This is a genomic window from Photorhabdus sp. P32 (genome assembly GCF_038085095.1).
GTDB classification, from domain to species: domain Bacteria; phylum Pseudomonadota; class Gammaproteobacteria; order Enterobacterales; family Enterobacteriaceae; genus Photorhabdus; species Photorhabdus luminescens.
In genome coordinates this window covers 1-1,693 of record NZ_JAZGJN010000122.1, presented here as the reverse complement: position 1 = coordinate 1,693, position 1,693 = coordinate 1, and the positions used below count along the sequence as shown (strand labels likewise).

Sequence of the window (1,693 nt, the reverse complement as noted above, 5' to 3'; positions counted from 1 at the left end):
CGACTTTCAGTTTGGTTAAGTCAATTGGCAGCTTGCCCACGCTCTGAGTGGCATCAACATGGAAAACGATACCGCGACTGCGGCACATTTCACCGATGGCGGCAATATCCTGCACCACGCCAATTTCATTGTTAACATGCATGATAGAAATCAGAATGGTGTCATCACGCATCGCGGCTTCCAGATCGTTTAAATCAATCAACCCGTTGCTCTGAGGCGCCAAATAAGTGACTTCAAACCCTTCACGTTCTAATTGACGGCAAGTATCCAACACCGCTTTATGTTCAGTTTTGCTGGTGATGATGTGCTTACCCTTTTTCTGGTAAAAATTAGCTGCGCCTTTGATGGCAAGATTGTCAGATTCCGTTGCGCCAGAAGTAAAAACAATTTCTCGCGGATCTGCACCCACCAAGTCAGCAATCTGATTACGGGCAATATCAACCGCTTCTTCAGCCTGCCAGCCAAAACGGTGTGAACGAGAAGCGGGATTACCAAATATCCCGTCCCTGGTCAGATAGTTCATCATCTTTTCAGCAACGCGCGGATCAACCGGCGTTGTTGCTGAGTAATCTAAATAAATTGGTAATTTCATTGCTCACATGCTCCCTACTTCTAATACTTCAATTCATCACAAGCTCTGCTTATGGACGCAGATTGACATTAATTGTTTCTTGTGCTCTGCCGTTAGGCGCACGGCGTTTATCGTTATCCTGGCGACCAGCAACATCCAATACTTCTTGGTTATTGACTAACTCTTCTAAACTGATACTGCTCAGGAAACCAGTAATACGATCGCTTAAATCGCGCCATAAGGCGTGAGTCAGGCAACGATCGCCGCCCTGACATCCTTCTCTACCCTGACAGCGGGTAGCATCTACTGATTCATCAACAGCAAAAATCACTTCGGAAACAACAATTTCACTAGCATCTTTGCCCAATAAGTAACCACCACCCGGACCACGGACACTTGAAACCAAACCATTTTTGCGCAAGCGGGAAAATAGTTGTTCAAGATAGGAGAGGGAAATACCCTGACGTTCAGAAATGTCGGCCAACGGTACCGGACCTTCTTGTGAGTGTAATGCCACATCAAGCATGGCAGTTACTGCATAACGCCCTTTAGATGTCAATCTCATAAATGAATTACCCCGTGGTGAAATATGAGCGAAATTGTGTCATTCCTGAGTATTTTAGTCAACTATTTAACCTAGTAATTTACTCAACTATTTCTTCGCCCATTTCTCAACGGAGGACAAGATACCACGCAGAATATTCAGTTCCTGCGCTTCAGGCCGGGCACGGGTAAAAAGCCGCCTTAATCTATTCATTATTTGGCCTGGATGCGCTTTTCGAATAAAACCTGAATCATTTAACACAGATTCGAGATGATGATAAAAGCGTTCCATATCATCAGCTAATGGATATTCCGTCTCATCGGTTTTCTGTTCATTTTTATCCTGACGCGCCAAATAGGCCATACGAATTTCATAACTGACAAGTTGAACCGCCATCGCCAGATTTAACGAACCGTACTCCGGGTTAGTTGGAATATTCAGATGATAATGGCACTTCTGCAACTCTTCATTGGTCAACCCTACCCGCTCACGGCCAAAAACAATGGCAACCGACGCATGTGCAGCTTCCTGAACACTGCGTTCACCACATTCACGAGGTTCGACCACCGGCCATGATA

At 45.3% G+C, this 1,693-nt stretch carries 3 protein-coding genes; all 3 read right to left on the bottom strand.

Going from position 1 to position 1,693, the window contains the following annotated elements; all coding sequences use genetic code 11:
- The coding region (locus V2H77_RS00680; RefSeq protein ID WP_341497266.1) for an aminotransferase class V-fold PLP-dependent enzyme at positions 1-592 on the bottom strand (592 nt) is incomplete at its 3' end.
- A gap of 49 nt (positions 593-641) precedes the next feature.
- On the bottom strand, positions 642-1,136 hold the full coding sequence (gene iscR / locus V2H77_RS00675; RefSeq protein WP_139656953.1) for a Fe-S cluster assembly transcriptional regulator IscR: 495 nt from the start codon (positions 1,134-1,136) through the stop codon (positions 642-644).
- Positions 1,137-1,223: 87 nt separating this feature from the next.
- Positions 1,224-1,693 (bottom strand): tRNA (cytosine(32)/uridine(32)-2'-O)-methyltransferase TrmJ (gene trmJ, locus V2H77_RS00670; protein ID WP_341497265.1); only part of this gene is annotated, 470 nt, incomplete at its 5' end.